We start from the raw sequence: 22,680 nt of genomic DNA, 5'->3' as shown, positions 1-22,680 counted from the left end.
AAACGGGATCATGTGATCCCGTTTTTTTTATTTTATAACAAAGTCGTAGGGCAAACGTAATCAGTACATTTCAATTTTGTTTCATTTTTGATAGCACTGTATCCGCCGGCTACATCAATTAAATTGTGAAATCCCCGCGACTTGAGAATAGATTCAAAAATCACTGAACGATACCCACCTGCGCAATGAACATAATATGTTTGCTCAGGATTTAATTGTTGCATATCTCGATTGATTGAATCAAGCGGAGAATTCAAAACACCATCAACATGCTCAGCCTGATATTCTGATTTTTTTCTGACATCCAGTGCCTGAATTTTTTGACTCTTAAACACTTCTTCAAACTCAGTTGCGGTAATTTTTTTAATGGCATCAGTTTCAAGTCCTGCTTCTTTCCATGCTTCTATTCCACCGTGCAAATAGCCTAGCGCATGGTCATAACCTATACGAGCAAGGCGTTTCACCGCTTCTTCTTCTCTACCGAAAGGAGCAACCAGAATTATTTTTTGTTCAATGTCAAGAATCAATGCACCAACCCATGGAGCAAACTGTCCATCAAGACCAATAAAAATAGAACCCGGAATATGCTCATGCACAAATTCATTTTGCGAGCGCACATCTAAAATTAAAGCCCCTTTTTCTTTTGCCAGTTGTTTAAATTCTTCAGGGTTTAGTGGAGTAGTTCCTCTTTTGATCACATCATCAACTGAAGTATTTACTTTTTTATTCATGCCCGCATTTTTTGGAAAATATTGTGGCGGAGCAGAAAGTCCGGTCAACACTTCTTTGACAAATTCGTCCTCTGTCATATCTAGCCGCAATGCATAATTGGTTTCTTTTTGATTGCCAAGTGCATCAAAAGTTTCTTTGCTCATTTTTTTACCGCATGCTGAACCTGCACCATGATTTGGATATACAATCACATGATCAGGCAATGTCATGATTTTTGTGCGAAGTGATTGAAATAATTTTCTTGCCAAATCTTCTTCTGTTAATTCACCTTGTTTGATAGCCAAATCAGGACGACCCACATCACCAATAAATAAAGTATCACCGGTAAAAACACATTTCTCATGGCGGTCTTCATCTAACAATAAAAGAGAGCTTGATTCAAGTGTATGACCGGGTGTGTGCAAAACTTTCAGAGTAAGATTTCCAACTTTAAACTCTTCTCCATCTGTTGCAACGTGAATTTTATAATCCGCTTTTGCCGTTGGGCCAAACACAATGGTTGCGCCTGTTTTATTTGCCAAATCAACTTGACCTGAAACAAAATCTGCATGAAAATGTGTAAGGAAAATGTATTTGATTTTTGCCTTGTCATATTCAGCACGCTCAAGATAAGGCTCTGTTTCTCTCAACGGATCAATGACTGCTGCTTCTCCGTTTGATTCAATATAATAAGCAGCCTCGGCTAAACAGCCGGTGTAAATCTGTTCAATCTTCATAGTGTCTTTTTGGTTTTGGTTTGCTGTAAATTTCTTTCTCAAAAAATTTACAACAAACAAATTTATTAATTCCCCTGCATTTCAGAAATATCAATTCACACTATTCTGAGAATGCCAATCTTTACCATAACGCATTTGATTTAAAAAAAGTCCAAATCGTATCAGTATTATCACGGATTTATGTGTGATAATTTCTGACACAAAACTACAAACTTACCGTGAGTTGATGCGTGATTTAAGTTACATGAGGAGCTAAGCAGACTACTCTTGCTTGCAATCTGTAATCTCTTCACAACTCTGATGGATCAAATGATCAAGCACCAATAAAGAAGCTAGTGCGAGTTGAGAATAATTCTGGGATGAATTTTTAAAATTGCCGTACTCAGATGTCCAAAAAGCAGTGATTAACGGAATACCTGCCTGCGTTGGTTTGATAACATTGGTAACAACGCCATCTACATTCCCTGCGCCGGCATGGTAAATGTGTAATACCGTTAATCTGAACCACAAACTGAATTCATCATCAGCACTCACCTCAATTCCAAATTTTGCGAGTATTCGCTTAGCTTCAGGAATACAGGCTTTTTGAATAAGATTGGAAGATGCATACGCTGCGCGGTCAAAATCTTTGCGTTCATCAGCATATTTATCAACCCGCAAGCCGCGATTAATTGCAACACCTTTCATCAATTGAAAAGGTCCAACGGCTCCGGCATTTGACTTGCCATGCAAACTGCCCGGACTTTCAATCATGAGAATAGCTTGTGCATACCAAGGGTCAGTATTATATTTTGCAAAAGCATCTATGCCTCTTGAAATATTTGGCAGTACAAGATCAAAGCGATAAAAATCACTCTTACCGGTGGTCATAAATATTCTGGTTTCAGTGGCTAAACCATATTTGTCACGCAGCACCTGACGATAAGCATCTTTTTCTTCATCCGTTTTTTTCTCCCAATCACTTAGTTTCATCCTTTCAAGTACCTGACGTGTTTGAGCTACATTCAACAAACATGAATCAGGACTGAGAGACATGATTTCTTTCCAAAAATTTGGTTGTGCTAACGTGTCCCATCTTTCTTCAAACAAGCCCGGTGTTTTTACAAACTTCAGCACATTGGTGTCATTGAGAATTTTCACTTCAATGAGATGGTCATCAAAACTATCTTGTCCAAAAGACAAAACTGCACTGAATAAAACAGGTATAAACAATAGTTTTTGCATACTTCTCAAACGTTGATAGACTTTAAAGTTACAGAAAGCTATTCAGAAATCAAACGGCTGATTTGGTTTTTATCAGCTAAAGTTTGTTAAAGAGCCTATTTGTTTTGCTTGTTTACTTGTTGATCAGCCGAAATAAAAAATCGCCTGAAACCTATAGTCTCAGACGATTTGCAAAAGATAAAAGGGGGGAATTATTCCACCACTAATTTTGAAATTTGAGCAGTATCACCGGTCAAAACACGAACAGTATAAACACCCGCTTCAAGCATTGAAAGGTTAACCGGAAGAATCATTTCACCGGAAATTTCACCGTAATTTTTTTCTGCAACTAATTTTCCATTGAGATCATAAATCTGCATGATCACCACTTCATTATTCACATTACCGGTATTGATATAAGCAAAATCAGAGGCAGGGTTAGGATAAACCGCAACCGGAGAAGAGGAATCCATATCCTCAATTCCAACTTCAGTATCTGAATCAGAAAAACCATTGGCAATTGCATCATCAAGCGTTGCAAATCCGGCATTATCAACATCACCTGAAGGATCAATCAACATAGCAACAATATTCAACTCATTAGTATCCCACGTTGAAGGAACATCAATATTAAAATTAATAGTGAAAGTTTCACCTGCCGTTACGCTACTTGGGAACGAATTAGACAATCCATTAAAGCCGGGTAAAATAATACGCGCCACGTGGTCATATACCATTTGTGATGCCGGCACAGGATTAGGCAATAATTCAAACCCTCCCATTACGCCACTTCCGCCACCTGCGTAAGCATTTGACTGTGACCAGCCAGAACCGGTACCTGTAACGCCATCTTCTGTGATAACACAAGCCAATTTATAATTGCCGGTAACGTTTTGCTGAAAATCAGCCGTGATAGCTACTTCAAGCAAACCGGTAGTAGAGTTGTACTGTGCCCCAATTTCAAGAAATGCTTTTGGATCAATCACAATGCGGTCCATAAATGCACCTTCTAATTCAGACGGATCAATTTCAGGCTGACGATCAACCAGGGCACTTGGATAACCTGAGATTAATGTACCCACAGCGTCATCATAAGGAACATTGGTCATTGGATCACCGTTGTGAATTGCAATGGGAGCAAAAAAACCATCGTATTTCGTACTCATCATATCCATGAAAACAGCACCGCGCGGACACCACTGGCACCATGTACCTGTTCCTTCTTCAGCAACAACCATTTTACCAAGTGCAGGCACAACCGGATCAATCATTACTGTTTTTGAATCATCAGCTGCATCTCCATCCGTTGGACTACCATTCACATTTGAAATAGTGGCTACAACCGGTAAACTACCTGAAACAAGATTTAAAACACCGGTAAAGTCAACATCATAAGTTGCCAGTGAAGGAATACTAACCGCACTCACATTTTCAGTGATCTGATTTCCGTTATAATCAATGGTCACGTCAAATGAAGTAATGGTGTTTGTTCCCAAGTTGCGAATTGTAACTGAAGGTTGAACTGATGAACTTGCAAGCCCTTCCACATTATTAATTGCAGTTACCGCACCATTGGTTGCAGGTAATACATACGGAGTATGATTAAATGTAAAATCATCAATATAATAACCACATTGATTGTTTCCTCCATAACTTGCATTCACCGGAAAAATATCAATAGATGCCAATTGATTCACTGAATTTTGCAAAACACCTTGTGACACATCATCAATCAGTAATTCCCATGCATTGGTATTGAGATCAATGTCAAGCGTAAGCTTAAACCAAGCACCGGTTGGATAGGTAGTTTGAATATAATTTCCTGCACCGTCATCCAAATATAGTTCACCCGTTTGAACCATTTGACAATTCAGTGACCATACTTCACCAACTGTTGAATTACCCTGAAAATTGAAGTATGCTCCTTTGTTAGAAACGACATACATCATGATTTCAAAAACAAATTGTCCGGTGTTGTATTCACCTCCAAAATCAACGATCACATCTTGCGGGCCTCCGCCAGAACTTGATCCTGAAAAATAAATTGAATTTGAACCGCTAAAAGCCTGTGCACTTGAAACCTGCACATCTTCAGCAGTGCCCGGTGAGTTGGTCCAAGTTGACCAAGCAGATGGAGAATTGACACCCATATACGAACCTGCTGTATACGCATCAAAATTCTCATTCATTGATTGAGCTACTGCAAGATTCGCAAAAAATCCGACAGTGGTAATTAGGTAAAATTTTTTCATGGCATTGAGATTTAATATCCTAGTAAAGATATTTAAAAATTAATCCCTTGAATGCAATGATTCATGAGTAACTTGAAATCCTAACGTTTGAAAAATTGAGTCAGTTTAGAGATAGGCTTGCGAATAAACGTAAAAAGTTCCGGTTTCAGATCGTTTAATTTCCAGGCAAGTTTGTCTTCACGATTTGCCTTGATTCGGTTTTTTATTGAAGCGTTGCTTTTTCCACCTGCACGCATTTTCACCAATACTTGTGGCAAATATGCGATGTTGATTTGATGCTTATGAATGAATCTCAACATCAATTCATAATCCGCAGCAGATTTCAATTTATTTGTGAATCTTCCATACTTCTCATAACATGATTTACGAACAAAAAATGTGGGGTGCGGAGGCATCCATCCCTTGAGAAAAGCATCTTTATAATAAATACCCGACTTCCATTTTCTAACTACACGCGCCGTGTCATGCTGGTCAACATAATCCAAATCACCGTATACCGCATCTACATTTTTTGAATTGAATACATCCACTACTTTACTTATGACTGCGGTGTCGGAATAAAAATCATCTGCATTTAAAATCCCTATAATATCACCAGAAGCTAAATCAATGCCTTTATTCATTCCATCATAAATTCCATTATCAGGTTCACTCACCAATCTGGTGATGGCATTTCCAAATGATTTTATGATTGAGATTGTGTTATCCTTGGATGCGCCATCAATGATGACATACTCAATCTGAGGATAATTTTGCGAAACAACCGATTGAATGGTATCACGAATTGTTTTTTCAGCATTGAACGAAACCGTTATAATAGATACCCGCAGTTCACTCATGTTATTGAATTTTACGTTCTCTCACCAGCACAGCAGGATTTCCTTGATAAATACCGTATGCGTTCAGGTTAGAAGTAGCAACTGATCCGGCTGTGAGTAGAGCGTGAGAATGACAAATTACTTTTGCGGTTACAATGGCCTTTGCGCCAATCCATACTCCATCCTCTAATTTTATGTCACCAACTATCAGATCAAATTTTTGTTTCTTGTAATTATGATTTCCACAAAGTAATAATGCTCCTTGAGATATGCAGGCATGAGATCCAATTTCAACGTTGCCAAGATTATCAATCCAGACACTTTCACCAATCCAAACGTAGTCCCCTATTTTAAGTTTCCATGGATATTTGATATTGACTGAAGGTTTGATGACCACTCCTTTTCCGATTTTTGCACCGAACAAACGCAGCACCATTTTTTTTAATCCGCTAAATGGATTCCATGGGTTCTGCAAGAAAAAAATATTAAAAAAATACCATAAAACCCTCTTTACCGGATTTCCGGGTTTATACCAACTATTATCATATTGTGCTAAATCAGTTTTCATAAATTGAAAAGGCTTCGGTTGGCATTCATCACCTCATCATCACAAATTTTTTCAGCAAAATAATTATATGAAGATCTTACCATTGAGATATATGATGAAAAATCAATGTCAATAGATTCTTGCATTGCCCTGGTCAAATTATCAGGATTGGTAATATCCACATCCCACCCAAGTCCTTGCACATTGAGATTCTTCCATGGGGTGTATTTACTAATGATAACGGGACATCCATTTGCCCATGCTTCAACAATTGCATGCCCGTAATTTTCATGACGTGTTGGCATTACCATAAAATCAGCATGCAAATATACTTCTGCAATTTTTGATGGATTCAACACGCCTTTGTATTCAATTTTCACATTCCCATGATCTTTAATATCGTGCTTGAAAGAATCATAATATTCAGGTTCTTCTATATGACCATAAATATCAAAATAAATAGGCATGGTGTTTTTTAATTTTTTTGCTGACTCAATGGCCAAGTGTAGATTTTTTTTTGCGGAAATTCGACTGATAAAAACAAACCTACAAATTCCGGTATTTTTATGGTCAAGTACTTCTTGCAAGGATTTTGATTGAGCAACAGGAATATTTCTTGCGATATTAATTCTTGCCTTTTTTCCAAATACTTTTTCAATTTCCTCTTTTTCCATCTCCGTTGAAGCGTGCCAAATAACATGCTTATACAGACGCATAAATTTAGCGAGTGTTATAAACATTTTTTTCTTTCTTTTTTTAATATCAAGTGCTCCAGCTCCAAGCATTCCGCGGGGGGCAAGTACTACCGGAATATTTTTGCGGTTAGCCACCATGAGTGGTGCAATCGTGAACAACTTTGAAAAGAGTGAATTGAGATATAGGATATCCGGATGAATTTCTTCAACATTTCCTTTGACTGAAGCCATGGTCATGGCACGTTTGTCCATGTACTTGATAAATACTCCATCCTGGTCATGCCACTGATTGAGTTCAATACCGGGATAAGGTTCCGTTTCTCCAAGATCAAATGCACTAGTTAAAATGTAGAAATCAAATTCGGTTTTTAGCGCCTTCACTAAATTGGCAACACTTCTGATTGGTCCACCCGCTTTGAAACCAGGTTCGTACCAATCAACGCAAACTAATATCCGTTTTTTCTCAGTTGACATTATTTTCTTTCATCCAATTAGAGAGAACTACCAGTGTCCATATACGTGACCAAGTAACCATTTTGTTACCATTCAAGAACAGGTTCCAGTATTTAGTGAGTGTTTGTTCATTAAAATATGGAGTGTTGCCAAGCCAATTCAATCTTTCTTCGCAAAATGTTTTCAAGTCATTTTTCATCCAAATTTCATAGGGTAAGACAAATCCCATTTTCTCTCTATTCCACACTTCTTGAGGTAAAATATCTTGGAAAGATTCAACCAGTAATTTTTTAGGTATGCCACCTGATTTTAGTCCGTCAGAAATTCCAAGAGCAAGTTCAACCAATTCATGATCTAAAAAAGGCACCCTGAGTTCAAGTGAATTTGCCATGCCCATTTGGTCTGCATCTCTTAACAAGACATTCTGCATGTATGTACTCATTTCAGCAACTGATACTCTACTCATGAGTGGTAAATTCCAGCCCGGTTGATTGTATCCAACTTGTTCTTTCACCAAATGAAAAACTGAAACCGGTACTTTATCATTGTTTTTCAAAAGATGTTGAATTTGTTTTTCGTTAAATACTCTGCGGTAATATTCATAAATATTTTCCGTATCAAATTCAGCCAGAGACATAACGCTTGCAATTTTATCAGCCGCCACAGTACCTTTGAGGTTCCTATACATACTCGCCAAAGGACGACGTGCGTAAACAGGAAAACTTCTCAACCACTTTTTTGAACTAATTTGTTTTATCTGATTAAAAATAGAATAACCGCAAAACAACTCATCACCACCTAAACCTGTAAGAGCCATTTTTATACCGGCATCATGGGTTTTTTTTGAAACCACGTAGGTGTTAGGTCCATCTCCACTTGGATGATCCATTGACGTCAGCGCTTCAGGGATCAAGTCTCTGAACGCCTCCACGCTAAGTTCAATTTCATGATGTCGTGTGTTAAATTTTTTTGCAACCAATTCGGCATATTTGCCTTCAGAAAATTTATCTTCTTTAAAAACTACAGAAAACGTATCGACCGGTTGTGAGCGCTGAGAAGCCATAACGCCAACCAGAATTGAACTGTCAATACCGCCTGATAAAAATGCTCCAAATGGCGCATCGGAAACCAATTGCATGCTCACCGATTTTTCAACCTGTTCTCTCACGGTTTTTATAATTTCAAGCTTATTGTTAGATGATTTTTTTGTTGAGTTGGTCAAACTCCAATATTGCTCCGGTTGAAAATTCTCCTCCTCAGAAATATATGCGAATGTACCCGGCATGAGAACATAAATATCTGATATAATAGTAGCAGGAGCATGTACTGTTTGATATCTTAGAAAATCAACTAACCCACTTTTTGAAATTTTATTTTTACTTCTTCCTGTACTCAAAATTGCTTTAATTGAACTTGAAAACATGAACACCTCATTGGATGAAAAATAATAAAGTGGTTTCACGCCTAATCTATCACGCGCAATGAAAAGTTGTTTTGTAATTTTATTCCAAATAGCAAATGAAAAAATTCCATTCAGCAAACGCAGTGAATGCTCTCCCCATTTTTGAAATGCAGCCAACACCACTTCTGTATCACCTTGCGTTTTAAAAGGGTATTCAGGAAGTTGTTTTTTGATGTCAGCGTAATTATAAATTTCACCATTGAAAACAATGACCCAATTACCATCTGAAGAAATTATCGGTTGATTTGCACTTTCACTCAAGTCAATGATAGAAAGTCGGCGATGCCCTAATTCAATTTGTTGATCTTCAAAAACTCCTTCAGCATCAGGCCCACGATATGCGAGTACCTGATTCATTTTTTTCAGCTCACCTTCTTTTTTCGCTGAGCCGTGATAATGAAAAACACCATTGATACCACACATTATTCTAAATTCATTTGTTTTCTGAAATCAGGATGTTTGATCATCCTGTAAATTCCATCTTCAACAGAAATGAGATCACGACCGAGTATTTTTCTCATTTTACTGTTATCAGGCTGGCGTCTGGTCATATCACCATCTTTCAGCGGTGGCAGAAAAATAATTTTTGATTTACTATCCGTCAATTTAATGATCAAGTTAGCTAATTCAAGAATAGAAATAATTGCATCACCGCCCACATTTACCACATCATTGACAAATAAATTTTCATTGAGCGATTTTACGGTAGTTTCAATATTGTCATCAACGTAACAAAATGTTCTGGTTTGACCGCCGTCACCAAAAATGGTAATATCTTCATTTCTCAATGCGCTGTACAAAAATTTACTCATGACAAAATCAGTGGTCTGATTTGGACCATAGGTATTGAAGAATCTGAATACAGTATAATCCAGGTTATATTCTTGATTGAATGATCTGCAAAATGCTTCACCTACATTTTTTACAACAGCATACGGAACCCTTGAATTAAGTGGTGTGGTATCTTCATTTTGCGGAATGCTTACAGGCTCACCATACACTTCACTGGAACTTGAAAAAAAGAAACGCTTCACCCCGGTGTTTTTTGAGAGACTCAGAATATTTTTTATTCCATCAATATCTTCAAGCACACGAATAGGATTTTCTTGCGTGCGTTTAACGCCAACCACGGCTGCATAATGAAATACATAATCAAAGCGGTTGGATATCATAATTTCAGACATCTCTTGCCTGTTATTTGCGTTTGCTTTGATGAATGACAAATTACCGTGTTGACGATTTATTTTACTGATACTCCCTGTAGAAAGATCGTCTACAATAGTTACGTGAGTTGCAGAATCTTTCAATAGTGCGTTACAAAGCGCGCTCCCTATATTTCCAGCACCACCGGTAATTAATATTTTTCTCATGCAGATTCAAAATTAGCTGTTTACACAATTCTAATAGGTAAAACTACTCAGAAATACTGAATACACGTAGGTACAGAATTAAAATAATACCACAAAAGGTGTATTCTCATTTAGCAGTTTATTAATATCTTTAGCCCGACAGGTTAATCGTTTAATATAGTTGCAAAGAATTAATTTATTGAATCAGAAAGAAATGAACACAGTTTTCTGTGTGCGCTTATCATAAGTAAATTCAATGAATGCGTAACTTTGCAATACCCAAAATGAAAGTAAGATGAGTACATATTTAGGAATTGACATAGGTGGCACCAACATAGTTTACGGCATAGTTGATGATGATAACGGACTGAAATATGAGTCATCTGTGAAGACAAAAAACATGGACACACCAAGCATGCTGGCCGAAACAATTTATCAGGATATCAAAACCCATTTTAAAGGAAATATCAACGGCATTGGCATTGGTGCACCCAGCGTTAATTGTGATTTACAACAAATTGAATTTGCACCTAACCTGAATAAGTGGGGAGACATTATCCCACTTGGAAATATATTTGAGAGTAGATTTTCTCAACCGGCTTATCTTGTCAATGATGCTAATGCGGCGGCCATTGGAGAAAAACATTTTGGTGATGCCCGGCAATCAGAAAATTTTGCCGTTATAACCTTAGGTACCGGTGTTGGTATGGGAATTTATATCAACGGAAAACTTTATACCGGAGATCACGCCATGGCAGGTGAAATTGGGCATCTGATTGTGCACCGAGATGGGCGTGAATGCAAATGCGGAAACAACGGTTGTCTTGAAGCCTATGCAGGTAAAAAAGGAATTATCAGAACAGCAAAAGAAAAATTAGAATTTAGCAGCGGTGGTTCATTGCTGCACGCCCTTTCACCTAGTACATTAACGCCGCTTGAAATCTTTAAAGCAGCTAAAAAAGATGACCCCGTTTCATTAGAAGTTGTTGACTCAGTGGCCCATGATTTAGGTTATGCCTTAGGGGCACTTGCTAATTTATTTGATTTTGAAAACATCTACCTCACCGGTGGAATAGCAAAAAGTGGAAATTTTTTACGCAAACGAATTGAAAAATATATGCGCCTTTATACTTTGCCAAATATTCGCGACAAAGTGAAATTAAAAAATTCTGAAATCAATGAAAAGCATGGAGCTGTATTGGGTGCAGTTGCTGCAGTAAAAAATCATCTTGCCAAATCCTGATCTATGTTTGCACGTGCACTGGTTCTGTTCCTATTTGCTCATCTAGTACAAAATCTGCACGCTCAAAATTTGTATCAAATCGTAAATCCATTTATTGGAACCGGCGGACATGGTCACACGTTTCCGGGGGCAACGGTACCTTTTGGTATGATTCAACTTTCACCTGATACCCGACTTGATGGCTGGGATGGTTGTGGAGGATATCACTATTCTGATTCCGTAATTTATGGGTTTAGTCATACTCATTTAAGCGGAACCGGCGTTTCAGATTACGGTGATCTTTTGTTGATGCCTTTCACCGGTGAAAATCAATGGGACAATGGCGCTGCAGCCGGAAACAAATCAGGTTATGGCTCAGTTTTTTCTCATTTGCTTGAATCTGCTCATGCCGGATACTATTCTGTTCATCTGAAAAAAAATAATATCTACGCTGAACTAACAACAACTACTCGCTGCGGTATTCACAAGTATACCTATCCTCAAGGAGCAGAAAAAAAATTAATTATTGATCTTGAGCATCGCGATGAATTGCTTGATTCAGACCTCATGTTTCTCAACGATTCAACATTGATTGGAAAAAGAATCTCTGCCGGTTGGGCAACAAACCAACATTTCTATTTTACTATCAAATTATCTTCAGCACCTATTGAGAGAGAGTTCAAAAAAAACAAAGACGGCCGTGCAACAAAACTTATTTTGAATTTTGGAAATGAAACTCCATTTTTACAAATCAAAGTAGGAATTTCATTTGTTGACATCAATGGTGCCAGAAAGAATCTGAATGAAGAAATGCCACATTGGAATTTTGATCAATATAAGCGTGAAGCCGAACAATTGTGGGAAACCGAGTTGCAAAAAATGAATATCACTACAGAGGATAAAGATCGTGAAGCAATTTTTTATACATCACTTTATCATGCCTTTTTACAACCCAATATGTTTTCTGATTTTGATGGACGATATCGAGGAATGGATCAAGAAATACACCAGAGTGATAGACGCAAACAATACACCATTTTTTCATTGTGGGATACTTTCAGATCAACGCATCCCTTGTACACGATTGTTCAGCGTGAACGCACGGCTGATATGATCAACACATTTCTCAATCACTTTCTGCAAGGGGGGCTTTTGCCGGTGTGGGAGCTGGCCGCCAACGAAACAAATTGCATGATTGGATATCACTCAGTTTCTGTTATTGCTGATGCATACGTGAAAGGTATTCGCAACTTCAATCATAAAGTGGCTCTACAAGCAATGGTCAAAAGTGCCATGCAAAATGAAAATGGTTTGGCTGAGTATCGTCAGCAAGGTTTTGTTTCTTCAGAAAATACAGCAGAATCAGTTTCAAAAACTCTTGAATATGCTTACGATGATTGGTGTATTGCTGTGATGGCTGACTCGTTAGGATTTGACTCTTTGGCGCAGGTTTTTTATCAACGATCACAATTCTATAAGAATATTTACAATCCAACTTCTACCTTCATGCAGGCAAGATACAACGGTGGCTGGAAAAATAATTTCAAACCTGATGAAGTAACATTTGATTATACTGAAGCAAACGCCTGGCAATATTCTCTCTTTGTACCTCATGACGTGCATGGTTTAATGGAATTAATGGGAGGCAAACAATACCTTGAAAATTGGCTGGATGACTTGTTCTCTGCTGATTCAAAAACAACAGGCAGACATCAGGTTGATATCACAGGATTAATTGGGCAATATGCGCATGGCAATGAACCAAGTCATCACATGACATACCTATACAACTTCACGAACAACCCATGGAAAGGTCAAGGTTATATGCACCAAATTCTGACTACACTTTATTTCAACCACCCTGATGGATTAAGCGGAAATGAAGACTGTGGACAAATGTCATCATGGTACGTGTTTAGCTCAATGGGTTTCTACCCTCTTGCGCCGGGATCAGACATTTATTTATTGGGGAAACCCTTGTTTGAATCTGCTCAGATAAATCTTGACAACGGAAAACAATTTAAAATTGAAACCACTGAATGGAATGATGCAAATATCTATGTAAAAAAAGTAACACTCAACGGTGTAGTACTTGACAGAAACTACATTCATCATCATGAAATCATGGAGGGTGGAACACTTAGTTTTGAGATGACCAATTTGCAAGAACCTTATTTTGGAAATCCTCCTTTTTTGAAGGTGAATGAAAATCCGCTTACGCCATCTCCATTTGTTGAAGATGCCAGCATGACATTTTATGGAAAGAAAAAAGTAGTACTGAAAAACGCATCACCTTATTCAGAAATTTATTATACCACAGATGGAACAGAGCCAACAACTCAATCTGCAAAATATGAAAAACCTATTGTCCTAAAAAATACCACAACCATTAAAGCGCGTGCATTTGGAAAATTTAATCCAAGCTATTTGGTCACATCAACATTTAGTAAAATGAACGCAAGCTGGCGCATTGAATATAATACTTGGTATGACAATCAATATTCAGGTGGTGGTGAGCGCGCGTTAATTGATGGTGTTTATGGCAGCTCAGATTTCAGAACCGGAGCCTGGCAGGGTTTCTTAGGACAAGATGCTGACATCATGATTGATTTCAAAAAGAAAAAAGATATTCGTAAAATTTCTGTGAGTGTGTTGCAAGACATTAAATCATGGATATGGTATCCGGCACAAATTCACTTCATGGTTTCAAAAAATGGCAAAGATTGGTTTACGGTGCAAACGGTACAGAATACTTTTCCATCAGACCAATACGGAACTTATACCCAAAAAATTTCTCTGAAAAAAGAAATCAATACGCAATACATCCGAATTGTTTGTGAGAGCGTTGGAAAAATTCCGGACTGGCATTTGGGTGCCGGAAACAATTCATGGATTTTTGTGGATGAAATTTCATTTGAATGAGATTTTGACCGCGTTCGTCATCATGAAATAAGATCATATTGAAATCTGATGAATGTCTTTAATTGGCAACGTATCAATTGGCTACCTTTGCCAATATGAGATCTAACCCACTTATTGCCCTGCTTGTAGTATTGGTTTCATGCAGCGAAGACATTGAAACAACACAAGCAGTAAATCTCCCTATTACAGAATCTGTTTACGCTTCAGGTATTGTAGTAAGCAAAGATCAATATGATATTTACCCCAATATTGGTGGCATCATTGATGAAATTTTTGTAAAAGAAGGCGATACCATTCACGCCGGTCAAGCAATCATGAAAATTTATAATGAAGTACAAGAGCTTAACCGAGAAAACGCCATGCTTGCCGCTGATTACAGTGATATCAATGCAAACAAAAGCAAACTTAATGATGCAAAACTTTCTATAGAATTAGCCAAAGACAAAATGTTAACTGATTCAGTTTTGTATCAAAGACAAATCAACTTACATGAAAACGGGCTTGGTTCAGATGTGGAACTTGAGCAAAGTCAGTTAAATTATCATAATTCAAAAGTGAACTATTACGCAGCGCTGAGCAGATATGATGAACTAAACAGACAAATTAATTTCAATTCAGCCCAATCAAAAAAAAATCTGCAAATTAGTTCAAGCTACCTCAATGATCTAACGGTAACCAGCAGGATAGATGGAATTGTTTACAGTATTCTGCGCGACGAAGGTGAAATGGTAAATCAGGCAACACCCGTTGCAACCATTGGTGACGCCGGTTTATTTTTTATTGAATTGCAAATTGATGAACGTGACATTACGCGCATTCAACCGGGACAAAAAGTCTACCTCACGTTAGACAGTTATCCTGATGAAATTTTTGAAGCAGAAATTACCTCAGTCAATCCTATTTTAAATCCGGCAACCAAAACTTTTACAGCAAATGCAGTTTTCATTTCAAAACCTGATATCCTATATCCAAACATGAATGCTGAAGCGAATATTGTTGTGATGGAGAAAGATAATGCCCTGCTTATACCTAGAAATTTTGTGTACCATGATTCACTTGTTATCAATCAAGCAGGTGATACAATCAAGATTGAAACCGGATTGAAAGACTTTAAAATGATAGAAATTCTGAGCGGCATATCTGCTTCTGATATAATTCAAAAACCGGCAAAATGAATGTTAAGTTGCTGTTCAACGTAGCCCGATCACTACTTTTCGCAAGGTGGAAACAGACCTTGGTTGCGGCCGTTGGAGTTACTTTTAGCATCACCATGTTTATTGCCTTGCTCAGTTTTATGGAAGGCTTGAATGATTTGCTGGATAATTTGATGATCAACCGTACTCCGCATGTGAGATTGTATAAAGAAATTACCCCTACAGAAATTCAACCTGTGCAAAAAACAAAAGATTACAAACAGCACTATCATTTTATTCAATCAATCAGACCCAAACTTGAACGCCCGGAAATTCAAAACAGTTTTGCTATCATGAATGCGCTGCGTCAAGATTCCAGAGTGCTTGGTGTTGCGCCCAAAGTGACTGCCCAGGTTTTCTACAATTTGGGTAAAGTAAATCTAATGGGTAGTATCAGTGGAATTGAACCCGTAGCAGAAAATAGTCTTTTTGCATTTAGTGATTATATCACAACCGGAAATTATCAGGATTTAATCAATGTTCCAAACAGCATTATACTTGGCAAAGCGGCAGCTGAAATCATGATGGTAGAACCGGGTGACGCAATTCAGGTTACAACACCTTTTGGTGAACGCGTTTCACTGAGAGTGGTTGGTTTGTTTGAATCAGGTTTAATGGAACTTGATAAGGTACAAAGTTATGCCTCCGTATCAACATGTCAAAAATTGTTGGGTGAGTCTGCCTCCTATATTACTGACATTAATATCAAATTGCATGACATGAGCCTTGCACCCGAATTAGCTAAAGAATACAGTGAGCTTTTTAATGTAGAAGCCATTGATATTGAAACCGCAAATTCACAATTTGAAACCGGCACCTTTGTGCGTACATTAATTTCTTACGCCGTTGGTATAACCTTGCTCATTGTTGCCGGATTTGGAATTTACAATATTCTCAACATGATGATTTATGAAAAAATGGATTCCATTGCAATACTTAAAGCTACCGGTTTCAGTGGAAAAGATGTGAATCGGATTTTCATCATTATTGCTTTGAGTATTGGAATTTTTGGAGGATTTCTAGGATTGCTCTTTGGATTTTTTGCAACTGCCGCTATCAATCAAATTCCGTTTGAAACAGAAGCATTACCAAATATCACAACATACCCTGTGGTTTATAATTTGAAGTTTTATTTGATTGGCGGAATTTTTTCAATTGTCACAACCTACCTTGCCGGGTATTTCCCATCACGAAAGGCTAGTAAAGTTGATCCCGTTGTTATTATCAGAGGAAAATAATGTATAGTTTACAAGCTGAAAATATCACTAAATTTTTTCATGACCCTGTCACTATTAAAGTGCTTGATCAGGTTTCTCTTGATGTGAAAAAAGGTGAATTTGTTTCGGTCATCGGAAAATCAGGTTGCGGAAAATCAACCTTACTTTATATTCTCTCAACCATGGATACAGATTTTGAAGGCAATCTGATGATTGACGGGGTGAGTATGTCCAATAAAAAAGAAGCTGAACTTGCAAGGGTGCGCAATGAAAAAATTGGATTTGTATTTCAATTTCATTATTTGCTGAATGAATTTACGGTGTTAAAAAATGTCATGTTGCCGGGCATTAAACTAGCCCAAAAAACAGTGGCAGAAGTTGAACATGATGCAATTCAAAAACTGAAAATATTAGGCATTGAAAAAGAAGCATTAAAAAAACCCAATCAACTCTCAGGAGGACAAAAACAACGTGTGGCTATTGCGCGGGCATTAATCAATAATCCGGTAATCATTATGGGAGACGAGCCAACCGGAAATCTAGATAAAAAAAACAGCGAAGTAGTATTTGAAATTTTTCAGGAACTCTCATCCGTTTATCAGCAGTCACTTTTAATTGTGACGCATGACAATGAATTTGCAACACGCACTGATCGTATTATTGAAATGGAAGACGGAAAAATTATTTCTTCCGGAATCAAAACAGCATTTCCGTAGGCTCAGTTCGCGACCTGAGCCTACGGAAAGGATCATTTCACGCAAACCACTTGGCACAATTTTATTTATCTTCGTTTAAAGCTAATAGGTTATGAAAAAAGAAGCTGAACGAATCATTGCCATTGCTGACGCTTTAGATAATGCGGCAGGCAAAATCAATATTCTGCGCAACATTGCTTGGTCTAATGAAATTGAGAAAGAATTTTTCAGAAATAAAGCTCAAAAACTTCCACAGGTTGAATATGCTCCCTTTGATTCAAAACCGGTAATTGATGAATTAAAAAAAGCAAGAGCGCTTTTTGGCGGAAATGATATCATAGATAATTGGGCAGACAGAATTGCAAACAAACTTGAAAGTAGCGCTCTACTGCTAGAGAACCGAGGTACCAATGAATTTTTCACGCATTCAAAAAACATGTACGGTTGCCCTAAAGATATTTTGCCTGATGGTCAAAGTACAGCTCTTGATTTGGCAAAACACTTTGGAGAATTATTTGAACATGTTCGCAACTTTGATTTAGGAGCGCCCCCGCAAGCATGTGTTCTGCCCACTACCTTGGCAGACGAAATGCAAAAAGCCGTTCAAACAATGTTTGGAAATGAAGGACCAAAAATAGTGATGGATGATTCCATTTCATCTAACGCAATTGCCGGCAGACGACGCATTGCAATAAATCCTGAAGCCTGCTTTACTGATAAAGATATTCAACAATTAATTGAACATGAGGTTTACATTCATGTGGCAACATCCATTAACGGACATCATCAGGATAAAATAAAAATACTTGGGGCAGGGCATTGCGGAACAACAGAAACACAAGAAGGTTTGGCTGTTTTTTCTGAATTCATCACCGGTTGTATTGATCTTGAACGCACGCGCCGCCTATCAGACAGAGTGTTGGCAACGCAGATGGTAATTGATGGTGCAGATTTTATTGAGCTTTATCGTAATTATCTTGATAAAACAGATGATAAACAAAAAGCATTTGATAGTGCAAAACGTGTTTTCCGCGGAGGAAATATTCAAGGCGGAGCACCATTTACAAAAGACATCGTTTATCTTGAAGGATTAGTGCGTGTACAGAATTTTTTAAGTGTGGTAGTTGGTGCCGGAAAATTTGAATACATTGATCTGCTCTTCTGCGGAAAACTAGATCTATCTGATATCCCTGCTCTAAAACTTATGGATGAAATGGGGTTGATTGTAAAACCAAAATTTCTTCCCCCTTGGATACGTGATAAACGCTTTTTACTTACGCATCTCACCTATTCGTCTTTTTTAAGTGGAACAGATTCATCAGTGCTTCATCGTCACTACAAAAAATTGTTTGAGAAATAGCAGAAACATGCGCAACTTGTTCCGTTCAATCTGGTTTCTTGGGTTGGTCACCCTCATCTTTTTTCCTTTGCTTGCTTGGGTGATTTTCTATTTTACCGGACAAAATTTCATCAACATTTTCTCATTTCACCATGAAGATATTTTTACATTACAATTTTTTCTGGCCGCCGGAATTTTATTCGCCCTTGGCGTAATTTACCTGACTGAATTGCCCTACTTTGAAAAATCATTGGCTAAATATAGAAGCATGTTGTCTCACTTAAAATTCACAAAAATGCAGGCAATATTTCTGGCATTCTGTGCCGGATTTGGTGAGGAAGTTTTTTTTAGAGGCGCTATTCAACCCTACGCCGGTATTTGGATCACCGCAATTTTTTTTGTGCTCATTCATGGCTACTTTTCATTGAAGAATATTCCGGTAAATATTTTTGCCGCAAGTCTCATTCTATTTATAGCGTTGCTTGGTTGGGCAGCAAGAGAGTATTCAATATGGCACGCCATCGCAGGACATTTTTCGTATGATCTGGTTTTACTGTTCTATCACCGAAGAACAGTTTGAGTGCATTTAGATCTGATTTTATTGATTGTATGTTTTGAACAGACTTGTTGTTTAATTCTGTATTGATAGCCGACAAACAGCCAAACTAAGCAAACTTATTTGTCAATTCTTCTGAAACCAAATTATGCTTTGCCATTTCTTTTAGCAAAGGAATTGCATGATCATAACGCATTACAAATTTTGATTTCTTGCCGTCACGGCCTGAAATTTTCATGCGCATAACTTGACTGGCAGAATAATTATTAGAATCCACTACACGCACATTGGTTAAATCAACTTCTGCAATATTTTCCCATGCCCATTTTTTGGAGAAGAACTTTTTTACCTCAACGCCTGTTGAATCTGTGTACACTCTATAGCCTCCGGTTGCCAATACTTTCACAATATATATCAGTGGAAAAATAAGCACACATAATCCAAAAAGATAAATCCACAATTGAAGTCCGCGAGGCAATCCTGCTCCGGCATATCCTAGAGGCAAAAATTGTAAATCATATTTGTTTCTTCCATCAGACGCCAATTTTCTTTCTTCACGCTGATCAACCCACTGCACTGTTTGCGGAAAAACCAACTTCATGTGCGTGATGCATGCTTTAGTAGAATCAGCATTGACATTGGCCTGCACCCAGGGGAATGACTTTTCTTTTCCGTCTTCTATAAAATAGATGCGAAACGAAACTTCATCACCACCTCCAAACGTGGTATGCTTTTGTACAATTTTTATTACCTGATCATATCTGCATTCTTTCAACTTTCTGATCATACTCACAGATACAATTCCGTCAATAAAATGCACATCATAATTTACTGCTGAAGACTGTAGATTGAAACTAATATTTTCCATAACGATGAATTAGATGCCAACAAGTTATAAATTTTCAGTTAAAATATCCCGTGGACAAAAAAATATTCAGAATTAAACCTTTTATTATTGATTAAGTCAAAGCAGTAATATAACTTCACTTTAAAATTAAACTACTATGAAAACTCTATTTTTAGCATTAGCCTGTGTATTTGCCCTTGGTGCAAGCGCATCATCAGAAGCAGGGAAAAGTTTAAATAAATTAAATCAGGCATGGGAGCGCATTGGTTCTCGCGCTGTTGACATACGTGGTGATCATGATGAAATTTTAATTACCGCCAATGAAGGTATTTTTACTGCAATTCAGTTGCGTATTTTAAAGGCCCCCATTCATTTGATGAACATCAATATTATTTTTGGAAATGGCGACAATGAAAACATTGTATTTGATAAAAATTTTCCGGCAGGATCAGAAACAAGAGTAATAGATTTACCGGGTAACCAACGTGTCATTCATAAAATTAACTTGAATTACAAAAGTGTACCAACCCAAAAAGGAAAAGCAGTTGTTACGGTGTGGGCAAAAAAATGATCTGCTAATAACATTCCGAAATAAATAAAAAAAGCCGCATGTCCTGCGGCTTTTTTTACGATTTAATTTTCATGTTTATCCCTGATTTACTGCATCAGAAAAACACCATTCATTTTTGTTGATCAGTTTTTGTGCAATTGCCTGACGTGCCTCTTTTGTATTATACGGTTCAACTTTTGTGAAGCGTTTTAAGCCCATCATCATCATGCGCAATTCATCTTCAGTAACAAATGCCATCAAGGCATCTTTACCTGATTTATTAATACGGTCTGCGGCATCAAAAATATAGGTGCGCACCATAGCAATATATTCTTGACAACTTGCTTCACCTTTTTTGGCTACCATTTTTTCAACTCTCAATAAAATAGATTCTGCAACATAAATATCATTCAGCATATCGGCAATATTCATCAGAATTTCTTGCTGTTTACTTAATTCCATCATCAATTTTTGAACTGCAGAACCGGCTACCATCAATACCGCTTTTTTGAAATTGCGCAGATATTTTTTTTCTGTGTCAAAAAGATTTCCGATTTCAGAATCAAAGTCAGGAATGCTCATGAGTTCATTTGCAACGGCCATTGCGGGGGTCATCAAATCAAGTTCTCCTTTCATGGCTTTTTTCAATACCATATCAACCGTTAAGAGACGATTAATTTCATTTGTACCTTCAAAAATACGGTTGATACGTGAGTCACGATAAGCGCGCTCAACCGGCGACTCAGCTGAATATCCCATACCTCCATAGATCTGCACACTTTCATCAGCGCAAAAATCTAAGGTTTCAGAACCGACAACTTTCAGCATGGCGCACTCAGGTGCAAACTGCTCAATACCTTTCAGTGTAGCTTTTTGTTTATCCATTCCATCTTTTACATAGGCATCAATTGCTCCTTCAATATCTGCTGCTGAGCGATACGTTGCAGATTCAAGCGCAAAGGTGCGTATAACCATTTCACCCAGTTTATGACGAATAGCACCATACTTGGAAATTGGACGTCCAAATTGTTCACGCTCATTCGCATATCGTACCGCATGATTGATAACAGCCTTTGAACCACCCAATACGCCGCCCGCAAGTTTGATGCGGCCAATATTCAAAATGTTCAAGGCAATTTTAAACCCTTGATTTCTTTCTCCAAGTAAATTTTCAGCCGGAACTTTTACATTATTAAAAAACACTTGACGAGTTGATGATCCTTTGATTCCCATTTTTTTCTCTTCAGCATTCAATGTAATGCCCTCAGAATTTGCCTCTACTAAAAAACCGGTAAGGTTTTCATCGTTATCTATTTTTGCAAAAACGGTGAATAAATTCGCAAATCCGGCATTGGTGATCCACATTTTCTGACCATTCAAAACATAGTGTTTTCCATCAGCAGAAAGTACAGCTTTTGTTTTGCCAGAATTTGCATCTGATCCTGATCCGGGTTCAGTAAGACAATAGGCCGCCTTCCATTCTCCGGTTGCCAATTTGGGTATATATTTTTGTTTCTGTTCAGCGTTTCCATAATATAACAATGGAAGTGTTCCAATTCCGGTATGCGCACCGTACGCAACAGAGAATGAGTGACCGCGTCCTGTATATTCTGTCCCCAGCAATGAAGTAATAAAGTCTACTCCCATTCCGCCATACTCTTGTGGTACAGACATGCCTAACATGCCAAGCTCTCCGGCTTTGTCAAGTAGTTTAACCATCAATCCCTCTTCCATGTGATCTAAGCGATCAACCACAGGATATACTTCTTGCTTCACAAAATCAAGACTCATTTGAGCAATCATTTTTTGCTCCTCACTGTAATCTTCAGGAGTAAAAATTTCTGAACTCAAAGATTCTCTGATGATGAATTCTCCTCCTTTAATTGGTTTTCTTTCGTTACTCATATTTTTC

18 protein-coding genes are annotated in these 22,680 nt (G+C 37.7%); 8 read left to right on the top strand and 10 right to left on the bottom strand.

Annotated elements, in window-relative coordinates:
- Positions 1-32: 32 nt before the first annotated feature.
- The 8 genes from IPH66_03410 to IPH66_03375 form a co-directional block, all read right to left on the bottom strand.
- Positions 33-1,448, bottom strand: coding sequence for an MBL fold metallo-hydrolase (locus IPH66_03410; GenBank protein MBK7128400.1), 1,416 nt, complete (start codon positions 1,446-1,448; stop codon positions 33-35).
- Positions 1,449-1,709: 261 nt separating this feature from the next.
- Positions 1,710-2,672, bottom strand: coding sequence for a hypothetical protein (locus tag IPH66_03405; protein MBK7128399.1), 963 nt, complete (start codon positions 2,670-2,672; stop codon positions 1,710-1,712).
- Between the two features lie 191 nt (positions 2,673-2,863).
- Positions 2,864-4,903: an Omp28-related outer membrane protein gene (locus tag IPH66_03400; GenBank protein MBK7128398.1), complete on the bottom strand. Its 2,040-nt coding sequence runs from the start codon at positions 4,901-4,903 to the stop codon at positions 2,864-2,866.
- 80 nt (positions 4,904-4,983) lie between these two features.
- Positions 4,984-5,733: a glycosyltransferase gene (locus IPH66_03395; protein MBK7128397.1), complete on the bottom strand. Its 750-nt coding sequence runs from the start codon at positions 5,731-5,733 to the stop codon at positions 4,984-4,986.
- Positions 5,734-5,743: 10 nt separating this feature from the next.
- Positions 5,744-6,289, bottom strand: coding sequence for a colanic acid biosynthesis acetyltransferase WcaF (wcaF, locus tag IPH66_03390; GenBank protein MBK7128396.1), 546 nt, complete (start codon positions 6,287-6,289; stop codon positions 5,744-5,746).
- Positions 6,286-7,437, bottom strand: a complete 1,152-nt coding sequence (locus tag IPH66_03385) for a glycosyltransferase (protein ID MBK7128395.1) — start codon at positions 7,435-7,437, stop codon at positions 6,286-6,288. Before IPH66_03385 ends, wcaF begins: the two co-directional genes overlap by 4 nt.
- Positions 7,427-9,301, bottom strand: a complete 1,875-nt coding sequence (gene asnB, locus IPH66_03380) for an asparagine synthase (glutamine-hydrolyzing) (protein MBK7128394.1) — start codon at positions 9,299-9,301, stop codon at positions 7,427-7,429. The genes IPH66_03385 and asnB overlap by 11 nt, the downstream gene beginning before the upstream one ends.
- A complete protein-coding gene (locus IPH66_03375) occupies positions 9,301-10,248 on the bottom strand; it encodes an NAD-dependent epimerase/dehydratase family protein (GenBank protein MBK7128393.1) in 948 nt (315 codons plus the stop codon). Before IPH66_03375 ends, asnB begins: the two co-directional genes overlap by 1 nt.
- Before the next feature lie 274 nt (positions 10,249-10,522).
- Between IPH66_03375 and IPH66_03370 the strand changes: the two genes are divergently transcribed.
- From IPH66_03370 to IPH66_03340, 7 genes are all read left to right on the top strand, one after another.
- On the top strand, positions 10,523-11,470 hold the full coding sequence (locus IPH66_03370; protein ID MBK7128392.1) for an ROK family protein: 948 nt from the start codon (positions 10,523-10,525) through the stop codon (positions 11,468-11,470).
- Between the two features lie 3 nt (positions 11,471-11,473).
- Entirely contained in the window at positions 11,474-14,371 is a 2,898-nt protein-coding gene (locus IPH66_03365; protein MBK7128391.1) for a GH92 family glycosyl hydrolase, read from the top strand.
- Between the two features lie 95 nt (positions 14,372-14,466).
- Positions 14,467-15,546, top strand: a complete 1,080-nt coding sequence (locus tag IPH66_03360; GenBank protein ID MBK7128390.1) for an efflux RND transporter periplasmic adaptor subunit — start codon at positions 14,467-14,469, stop codon at positions 15,544-15,546.
- Positions 15,543-16,802 (top strand): ABC transporter permease, encoded by a 1,260-nt coding sequence (locus tag IPH66_03355; protein ID MBK7128389.1) that lies wholly within the window; start codon positions 15,543-15,545, stop codon positions 16,800-16,802. Before IPH66_03360 ends, IPH66_03355 begins: the two co-directional genes overlap by 4 nt.
- Positions 16,802-17,497, top strand: coding sequence for an ABC transporter ATP-binding protein (locus IPH66_03350; GenBank protein MBK7128388.1), 696 nt, complete (start codon positions 16,802-16,804; stop codon positions 17,495-17,497). Before IPH66_03355 ends, IPH66_03350 begins: the two co-directional genes overlap by 1 nt.
- A gap of 91 nt (positions 17,498-17,588) precedes the next feature.
- Positions 17,589-18,836, top strand: a complete 1,248-nt coding sequence (locus IPH66_03345) for a DUF1704 domain-containing protein (protein ID MBK7128387.1) — start codon at positions 17,589-17,591, stop codon at positions 18,834-18,836.
- A 7-nt stretch (positions 18,837-18,843) separates the two neighbouring features.
- Positions 18,844-19,395 carry a CPBP family intramembrane metalloprotease gene (locus IPH66_03340; GenBank protein MBK7128386.1) on the top strand — a complete coding sequence of 184 codons (552 nt, stop codon included), beginning with the start codon at positions 18,844-18,846 and terminating at the stop codon, positions 19,393-19,395.
- A gap of 85 nt (positions 19,396-19,480) precedes the next feature.
- Here the strand turns inward: IPH66_03340 and IPH66_03335 are convergent, their stop codons facing one another.
- Positions 19,481-20,239: a hypothetical protein gene (locus tag IPH66_03335; protein ID MBK7128385.1), complete on the bottom strand. Its 759-nt coding sequence runs from the start codon at positions 20,237-20,239 to the stop codon at positions 19,481-19,483.
- Between the two features lie 136 nt (positions 20,240-20,375).
- Between IPH66_03335 and IPH66_03330 the strand changes: the two genes are divergently transcribed.
- On the top strand, positions 20,376-20,789 hold the full coding sequence (locus IPH66_03330; protein MBK7128384.1) for a hypothetical protein: 414 nt from the start codon (positions 20,376-20,378) through the stop codon (positions 20,787-20,789).
- Positions 20,790-20,864: 75 nt separating this feature from the next.
- Here the strand turns inward: IPH66_03330 and IPH66_03325 are convergent, their stop codons facing one another.
- The gene (locus IPH66_03325; protein ID MBK7128383.1) at positions 20,865-22,673 is read right to left on the bottom strand and encodes an acyl-CoA dehydrogenase family protein; all 1,809 of its coding nucleotides are present in this window, start codon (positions 22,671-22,673) and stop codon (positions 20,865-20,867) included.
- Positions 22,674-22,680: the final 7 nt, after the last annotated feature.

Source organism: Crocinitomicaceae bacterium, from assembly GCA_016708105.1.
Lineage (GTDB): Bacteria > Bacteroidota > Bacteroidia > Flavobacteriales_D > Crocinitomicaceae > JADJGJ01.
Note: the sequence above shows the minus strand (reverse complement) of the source record. Positions and strands in the feature narration are given on the sequence as shown.